A 6931-nucleotide genomic window follows, 5' to 3' on the forward strand; every position below is an offset into this window, starting at 1 on the left:
CGGGCCCGCCACGAGCGGGGCCGCCGCCACCGGTTAAGGACGTGAATGAACGAAGTTCTCCTGCTCGTCGGCACCAGGCCGGAGGCCGTCAAGGCCGCACCCGTCGCGCTGTGCCTCGCCGAGCACCCGTACCTCACCGCCGCCGTGGTCCACAGCGGACAGCACGCGGTCATGGTCGAGCAGGCACTCGCACCGTTCGGCCTGCGTCCCGACGAGTCGCTGTGCTACCGGCGCACAACCGGCGGCCAGCCCGAGCTGTTCGCGCACCTGCTGCCCGCGCTGGACGCGTTGCTCGCCCGGCGCCGGCCGAAGGCCGTGCTGGTCCAGGGCGACACGGCCACGGCGCTCGCGGGTGCGCTGGCCGCGTTCTGGCAGCGTGTCCCGGTCGTGCACCTGGAGGCCGGCCTGCGCACGGGCGACCTCGCCGCGCCGTTCCCCGAGGAGGCCAACCGGCAGCTCATCGCCCGCGTCGCCGCGCTGCACCTCGCGCCGACCCCGGCCGCCGCGGCCGCACTGTCCGCGGAGTGCCCGTCCGGCGGTCCGGTCGTCGTCACCGGCAACACGGTCGTGGACGCGGCACTGCGGATCGCCGCGCTGGAGACGCCCGCCGCCAACCCCGACCTCATGGCCGTCGAGCGCGACCTGGAGACCCACGGCGGCCGGCTCGTGCTGGTCACCGCGCACCGCCGCGAGTCGTGGGGCGCGCCGCTCGACGAGGTGCTCGGCGCCGTCGCCGCGCTCGCCGAGGGACACCCGGACGTCCACGTACTCCTGCCGGTGCACCCGAACCCCGCGGTGCGCGCGCAGGTCGTCGCCGTGCTGGGCGGCAACCCGCGCGTGACCCTGACCGACCCGCTGTCCTATCCGGACCTCGTGCGGGTGCTGCGCAGAGCCGCCCTGGTGCTCACCGACTCGGGCGGCATCCAGGAGGAGGCACCCAGCTTCGGCGTGCCCGTGCTGGTGCTGCGCGAGGTGACCGAGCGGATGGAGGCCGTGCACGCCGGCTGCGCGTGGCTCGTCGGCACCGACCGCACCAGGATCCTGCTGGCCGCCGACGAGATGCTGCACACCCGGCTGCGGATCCCGGTCAACAGCAACCCGTTCGGCGACGGCAACGCGTCCCGCCGCGTCTGCGCGGCGATCGAGGCGCTGCTCGCCGGCACCCCCGCACCCCAGATGCTGGAATCGGCCGCTGGTCCGCCGCCCCGGATTTTCATGCGTGGGTCGCGTGCCTGCGAAGGTGCGGTTGTCGAGGTGGATTGTGGCTGAGTGCCGGCACGTTCCCCTGAGGTAACCGTTGATCGGGCGCGGACTCCGCACAAGGATCCAACGACAGGCCCTGATCAGCCCACGTGGGGAGTGCCCGCGAGGCCCACGCCCGCGTCGGCGAGCTGGGTCAGTGCCGTGTCGACGGTGGGCCGCGCGACGCCCGCCGTGTGGTCGAGCAGGACGGTGGTGGCGAAGCCGTTCGCGGTCGCGTCCAGGGCCGTCGCCCGGACGCAGTGGTCCGTCGCGATGCCCACGACGTCCACTTCGGACACGTCGTGGGCCCGCAGCCAGTCGGCCAGCCCGGTGCCCTCGGGGGTGACGCCCTCGAAGCCCGAGTAGGCCGCCGCGTGCGCGCCCTTCGAGAACACCGCCTCGATGCCGCTGACGTCCAGGGCCGGGTGGAACGACGCGCCAGGGGTGCCGGCGCGGCAGTGGGCGGGCCACGTGTCGACGAAGTCCGGCGTCTCGGAGAAGTGCGCGCCGGGATCGATGTGGTAGTCCCGCGTCGCCACGACGTGGTCGTACGCGCCGTACAGGCCGGAGATCGCCGCGGCGACCGCGGCGCCCCCGGTCACGGGCAGCGACCCGCCCTCGCAGAAGTCGTTCTGCACGTCCACCACGATCAGCGCCTTCATCACTTCTCCACGTTCACGGTCGAGATCGCCGGTTCGCCCTGCGACAGCTTCAGACCCTCCCACGGCAGGCTCACGAGCCCGTCCCGGACCCGCTGCCTGCTCTCCTCCAGGGTGGGCAGGTCGCCGACCGGTTGTCCACCCCGCATCAGCGGCACCTGCAGCCGCCGGTCGTGCGGGCCCTGCTCGACCTCGGCGCCCACCGCGTACACGACCTCCTCCAGCGCCGTGCCCGTCGGCTTGTGCCGGCGCAGCGCCGCCTTGCGGCCGCCCCGCGACTCCTTGTGCGAGCTGCGCTTCGCGACCGGCCGGCCGTCGACCTCGACCAGCTTGTAGACCATCCCCGCGGTCGGCGAGCCCGAGCCGGTGACGAGCGAGGTGCCGACCCCGTAGGCGTCCACCGGCTCGGCCCGCAGCGCCGCGATCGCGTACTCGTCGAGGTCGCCCGACACGACGATCCGGGTGTTCTTCGCGCCGAGCGAGTCGAGCTGCGCACGCGCCTGCCGCGCGAGCACGCCCACGTCGCCGGAGTCGATGCGGATCGCGCCGAGCTCCGGGCCCGCCACCTCGATGGCGGTCTCGATGCCCTTGGTGATGTCGTAGGTGTCCACCAGCAGCGTCGTGTCGACGCCGAGCGCCTCGACCTGGGCGGTGAACGCGGCGTGCTCGCTGTCGTGCAGCAGGGTGAACGCGTGTGCGCAGGTCCCGGCCGTGGGGATGCCGTACCGGCGGCCGGCCTCCAGGTTGGACGTCGTCGCGAAGCCGGCCAGGTACGCGGCCCGCGCGGACGCCACGGCGGCCTCCTCGTGCGTGCGCCGGCCGCCCATCTCGATGATCGGCCGGCCGTTCGCCGCGCTCACCATCCGCGCGGCCGCCGACACGATCGCGCTGTCGTGGTTGAGGATCGACAGCACGAGCGTCTCCAGCACGACCGCGTCGGCGAACGTGCCGCGCACGGTGAACAGCGGCGACCCGGGGAAGTACAGCTCGCCCTCGGCGTAGCCGTCGACGTCACCGGTGAACCGGTAGTTGGCCAACCACTCGATGGTGGCGGGATCGAGCACGGTCGAGAGCCTTGCCAACTCGTCGTCGCCGAACGTGAACCTGCTGATGGCCTCGATCACCCGTCCGGTGCCGCCGACGACGCCGTATCGTCGCCCGTTCGGCAGCCGCCTGGCGAAGGTCTCGAACACGCACTGGCGCTGGGCCGTGCCATCCCTGAGCGCCGCCGCGACCATGGTCAGCTCGTAGTGGTCGGTGAGCAACGCGGTGCTGGTACCGGTCATGACCGGTGAGCCTAGACATGCCACCATGGGGTTATGTCGGTTTCCATGGCGACACCCGTAGAACGGGTCGAACCGGTCACCACGGAGTTCACGGCAGAGGACAAGCCGTGGCAGACCATTGTGTGGAACGACCCCGTCAACCTCATGTCGTACGTGACCTACGTGTTCCAGAAGCTCTTCGGCTACTCCCGTGAGCAGGCCACGAAGCTCATGCTCGACGTACACCACAAGGGCAGGGCGATCGTGTCTTCCGGCTCGAAGGAGAAAGTGGAGGGTGACGTCGCGAAACTGCACGCGGCCGGCCTCTGGGCGACCATGCAGCACGAGTCGTGATCCCCTGGGAGCGCGTCGGCGACTCGGTCTCGACGAAGGTCGACCGGCAGGAGGCGGCGGTCCTGCGTGGCCTGGTCACGCAGATCGAGGACATGCTGAGATCGAGGCAGGCCGAGGCGCCGCAGGACGAGCTGGCGGAGCTGACCGGCATGCGCACCGGTCCGTCGACCGCGCCGACCGACCCGATCCTGTCGCGCCTGCTGCCGGACTTCCAGCGGCTGGATGACCAGGACGTCTCCACAGAGGACCGCGACGCCGCGGCCGCGCTGCGGTCACTGCACGAGCCGGAGCTGCTCGACCTCAAGACCGGCGTGGCCGGTGTGCTGCTCGACACCTGCCCACCCGGCGGCGGCCTGGTGAAGCTCTCGGCCGAACAGGCCGACGCATGGCTGGCCGCGCTCAACGACGTGCGCCTCGCGCTCGGCACGACCCTCGGTGTGAGCGAGGACATGCCGGACGAGCTGCCCGACGACGACCCGCGCGCGCCGCACCTCGGCGTGTACCACTGGCTGACCTGGATGCAGGAGAGCCTGGTCACCGCCCTGGTCGGCGATGCGTAACGCCATCACCGACGTCGACGGCGTGCTCGTCGGGCACCACCAGCGGACCGGTGGCGGCTGGGCGACCGGCACGACGGTCGTGCTGCTGCCGCCCGGGACGACCGGCGCGGTCGACGGCCGGGGCGGTGCGCCCGGCACCCGCGAGACCGACCTGCTCGTGCCGGAGAACCTGGTCCAGCAGGTGGACGCGGTCTGCCTGTCCGGCGGGTCCGCCTACGGGCTGGCGGCGGCCGACGGCGTGATGCGCTGGCTCGCCGAGCACAACCGGGGCATGCGCGTCGGCGCCGAGGAGCACGAGGTCGTGCCGATCGTGCCGGGCGCGGTGATCTTCGACCTGCCCAGGAGCGACTGGGGCAACCGGCCCGACGCGGGGTTCGGCCACGCAGCCTGCGCGGCTGCCGGCACCGAGGTCCCGGCGGGCTCGGTCGGCGCGGGCACGGGTGCGCAGGTCGGCCGGCTCAAGGGCGGGGTCGGCACGGCGTCCGCCCTGGTCGACGGCTTCACCGTCGGCGCGCTGGCGGTGGTCAACGCGGCCGGCTCGGCCGTGGACGTGGCCACCGGCGTCCCGTACGCGGCGGACCACGAGGTCGACGGCGAGTTCGGGATCGCCTGGCCGCACCGGCCCGGCGAGTTCCCCGACGCGGCACCCACCCCGCTGAACACCACGATCGGCGTCGTGGCCGTGGACGCCGACCTGACCAAGACCGAGTGCCGGCGGCTCGCGGTCGCCGCGCAGGACGGCCTGGCCAGGGCGGTCCGGCCGGCGCACACGATGTTCGACGGGGACACGGTGTTCGCCGTCGCCACCCGGGCCCGCTCGCTGGGGGTCGAGGAGGGGCCGTTCGGCCCGTTCATGCGTGCCGGGGTGCTGGACAAGCTGTGCGCGGCCGCCGCCGAGACGTTCGCCCGGGCCGTCGTGCACGGGGTGGTGTCGGCCTCGTCCCTGCCTGGCGTCCCGGCCTACTCGGACGTGTGGCCCGTCTCAAGGAGTGGGCGGAACGCGCCCAGCCAGTAAGATTCGGCACGTGCTTCGGATACGCCGTGACCTGGTGGACGCGATGGTCGCACACGCCCGCCGGGACCACCCGGACGAGGCGTGCGGCGTGATCGCGGGCCCGGAGGGGTCCGACCGGCCGGAGCGGTTCATCCCCATGCTGAACGCGGCCCGGTCGCCGACGTTCTACGAGTTCGACTCGGCCGACCTGCTCAGGCTGTACCGCGAGATGGACGCGAACGACGAGGTGCCCGTCGTGATCTACCACTCGCACACCGCGACCGAGGCGTACCCGTCCCGCACGGACGTGTCGTACGCCGCCGAGCCCGAAGCCCACTACGTGCTGGTCTCGACGCGCGACCCGGAGGCCGACGAGCTGCGGTCGTTCCGCATCGTGGACGGCGAGATCACCGAGGAGCTCGTCGAGATCGTCGACGTCGTCGCGGAATACGACCGAGCGACGCAGTCGTTGCCCGAGTAAGTCCCATTCTCAAGCGGAGGTTTTCCATGGCGGTCACCGTCTCCATCCCGACCATCCTGCGCACCCACACGGGTGGCCAGAAGACGGTCGAGGCGAGCGGCAGCACGCTGGCCGAGGTGATCGACAACCTCGACGCGACCCACGGCGGCATCAAGGGCCGCCTGGTCAGGGAGGGCGCGCTGCACCGCTTCGTGAACATCTACGTCAACGACGAGGACGTCCGCTTCGCCGGCGGCCTCGACGCGACGGTGTCCGACGGCGACAACGTGACGATCCTCCCGGCGGTGGCTGGCGGCTGATGGCCCGCTACGACTCACTGCTCGACGCGCTCGGCGACACGCCGCTCGTCGGCATGCCGCGGTTGTCCCCCGGTGACGGCGTTCGCCTGTGGGCCAAGCTGGAGGACCGCAACCCGACCGGCTCCATCAAGGACCGCGTCGCGCTGCGCATGATCCAGAAGGCCGAGGAGGACGGCACGCTGCGCCCCGGCAGCACGATCCTCGAGCCGACGTCCGGCAACACCGGCATCTCGCTGGCCATGGCCGCGAAGCTCAAGGGCTACGGCCTGGTGTGCGTGATGCCGGAGAACACGTCCGAGGAGCGCCGCCAGCTGCTCCAGGCCTACGGCGCGCGGATCGTCCTGTCCCCGGCGGCCGGCGGGTCCAACGAGGCCGTGCGCCGGGCCAAGGAGCTGGCCAAGCAGAACCCGGACTGGGTGATGCTCTACCAGTACGGGAACCCGAACAACGCCGGCGCGCACTACCACGGCACCGGCCCGGAGATCCTGCGCGACCTGCCCACGGTGACCCACTTCGTGGCGGGCCTGGGCACCACGGGCACCCTGGTGGGCGCTGGCCGGTACCTGCGTGAGCACAAGCCGGACGTGCAGATCATCGCGGCCGAGCCCCGGTACGGCGAGCTGGTGTACGGCCTGCGCAACCTCGACGAGGGCTTCGTCCCGGAGCTGTACGACCCGGAGGTGCTGACGGGCCGCTACTCGGTCGGCTCGTACGACGCACTGCGCCGCACCCGCCAGCTCCTGGAGACCGAAGGCATCTTCGCCGGCATCTCGACGGGCGCCATCCTGCACGCGGCCCTGGCGGCGGCGGACAAGGCAGTACGCACCGGCACCGAAGCGGACGTGGTCTTCATCGTCGCCGACGGCGGCTGGAAATACCTGTCCACAGGCGCCTACCGCGGCTCGGTGGACGAGGCGGCGGCCCGCCTGGACGGCCACCTCTGGGCCTAGCGTGATCCCATGAAAATCATCGGGCTGCTCGGCGGCATGTCCTGGGAGTCCTCCGCCGAGTACTACCGGATCGTGAACCAGCGCGTCCGGGAGCGGCTCGGTGGGTTCCACTCCGCGCACTGCGTCC

9 protein-coding genes and 1 pseudogene are annotated in these 6931 nt (G+C 72.1%); 8 read left to right on the forward strand and 2 right to left on the reverse strand.

Going from position 1 to position 6931, the window contains the following annotated elements; all coding sequences use genetic code 11:
* Positions 1–45 precede the first annotated feature (45 nt).
* Positions 46–1269 (forward strand): non-hydrolyzing UDP-N-acetylglucosamine 2-epimerase, encoded by a 1224-nt coding sequence (gene wecB, locus ACJ73U_RS14405; RefSeq protein WP_407778111.1) that lies wholly within the window; start codon positions 46–48, stop codon positions 1267–1269.
* 74 nt (positions 1270–1343) lie between these two features.
* Here the strand turns inward: wecB and ACJ73U_RS14410 are convergent, their stop codons facing one another.
* Positions 1344–1907, reverse strand: coding sequence for an isochorismatase family protein (locus ACJ73U_RS14410; protein ID WP_407778112.1), 564 nt, complete (start codon positions 1905–1907; stop codon positions 1344–1346).
* Positions 1904–3187 carry a nicotinate phosphoribosyltransferase gene (locus tag ACJ73U_RS14415; protein WP_407778113.1) on the reverse strand — a complete coding sequence of 428 codons (1284 nt, stop codon included), beginning with the start codon at positions 3185–3187 and terminating at the stop codon, positions 1904–1906. Before ACJ73U_RS14415 ends, ACJ73U_RS14410 begins: the two co-directional genes overlap by 4 nt.
* 45 nt (positions 3188–3232) lie before the next feature.
* Between ACJ73U_RS14415 and clpS the strand changes: the two genes are divergently transcribed.
* The 7 genes and pseudogenes from clpS to ACJ73U_RS14450 form a co-directional block, all read left to right on the forward strand.
* The gene (gene clpS / locus ACJ73U_RS14420; RefSeq protein WP_407778114.1) at positions 3233–3520 is read left to right on the forward strand and encodes an ATP-dependent Clp protease adapter ClpS; all 288 of its coding nucleotides are present in this window, start codon (positions 3233–3235) and stop codon (positions 3518–3520) included.
* The gene (locus tag ACJ73U_RS14425; protein WP_407778115.1) at positions 3517–4080 is read left to right on the forward strand and encodes a DUF2017 domain-containing protein; all 564 of its coding nucleotides are present in this window, start codon (positions 3517–3519) and stop codon (positions 4078–4080) included. The genes clpS and ACJ73U_RS14425 overlap by 4 nt, the downstream gene beginning before the upstream one ends.
* A complete protein-coding gene (locus ACJ73U_RS14430) occupies positions 4073–5095 on the forward strand; it encodes a P1 family peptidase (RefSeq protein WP_407778116.1) in 1023 nt (340 codons plus the stop codon). Before ACJ73U_RS14425 ends, ACJ73U_RS14430 begins: the two co-directional genes overlap by 8 nt.
* Positions 5096–5105: 10 nt before the next feature.
* Positions 5106–5555, forward strand: a complete 450-nt coding sequence (locus tag ACJ73U_RS14435; RefSeq protein ID WP_407778117.1) for a Mov34/MPN/PAD-1 family protein — start codon at positions 5106–5108, stop codon at positions 5553–5555.
* A gap of 26 nt (positions 5556–5581) precedes the next feature.
* Positions 5582–5854, forward strand: a complete 273-nt coding sequence (locus ACJ73U_RS14440) for a MoaD/ThiS family protein (RefSeq protein WP_407778118.1) — start codon at positions 5582–5584, stop codon at positions 5852–5854.
* Complete coding sequence (locus ACJ73U_RS14445) at positions 5854–6804, forward strand: PLP-dependent cysteine synthase family protein (protein ID WP_407778119.1); 951 nt, start codon at positions 5854–5856, stop codon at positions 6802–6804. The genes ACJ73U_RS14440 and ACJ73U_RS14445 overlap by 1 nt, the downstream gene beginning before the upstream one ends.
* Positions 6805–6813: 9 nt before the next feature.
* A pseudogene (locus ACJ73U_RS14450) lies at positions 6814–6931 on the forward strand (aspartate/glutamate racemase); the annotation flags it as partial.

This window comes from Actinophytocola sp., from assembly GCF_045807065.1.
Taxonomy (GTDB): domain Bacteria; phylum Actinomycetota; class Actinomycetes; order Mycobacteriales; family Pseudonocardiaceae; genus Actinophytocola.

What these genes read in the sequence shown, in the direction of transcription:
- wecB (WP_407778111.1), top strand. Translation starts at nt 46, where the DNA reads ATGAACGAAGTTCTCCTGCTCGTCGGCACCAGGCCGGAGGCCGTCAAG.
- ACJ73U_RS14415 (WP_407778113.1), bottom strand. Translation starts at nt 3,187, where the DNA reads ATGACCGGTACCAGCACCGCGTTGCTCACCGACCACTACGAGCTGACC.
- clpS (WP_407778114.1), top strand. Translation starts at nt 3,233, where the DNA reads ATGGCGACACCCGTAGAACGGGTCGAACCGGTCACCACGGAGTTCACG.
- ACJ73U_RS14430 (WP_407778116.1), top strand. Translation starts at nt 4,073, where the DNA reads ATGCGTAACGCCATCACCGACGTCGACGGCGTGCTCGTCGGGCACCAC.
- ACJ73U_RS14440 (WP_407778118.1), top strand. Translation starts at nt 5,582, where the DNA reads ATGGCGGTCACCGTCTCCATCCCGACCATCCTGCGCACCCACACGGGT.
- ACJ73U_RS14445 (WP_407778119.1), top strand. Translation starts at nt 5,854, where the DNA reads ATGGCCCGCTACGACTCACTGCTCGACGCGCTCGGCGACACGCCGCTC.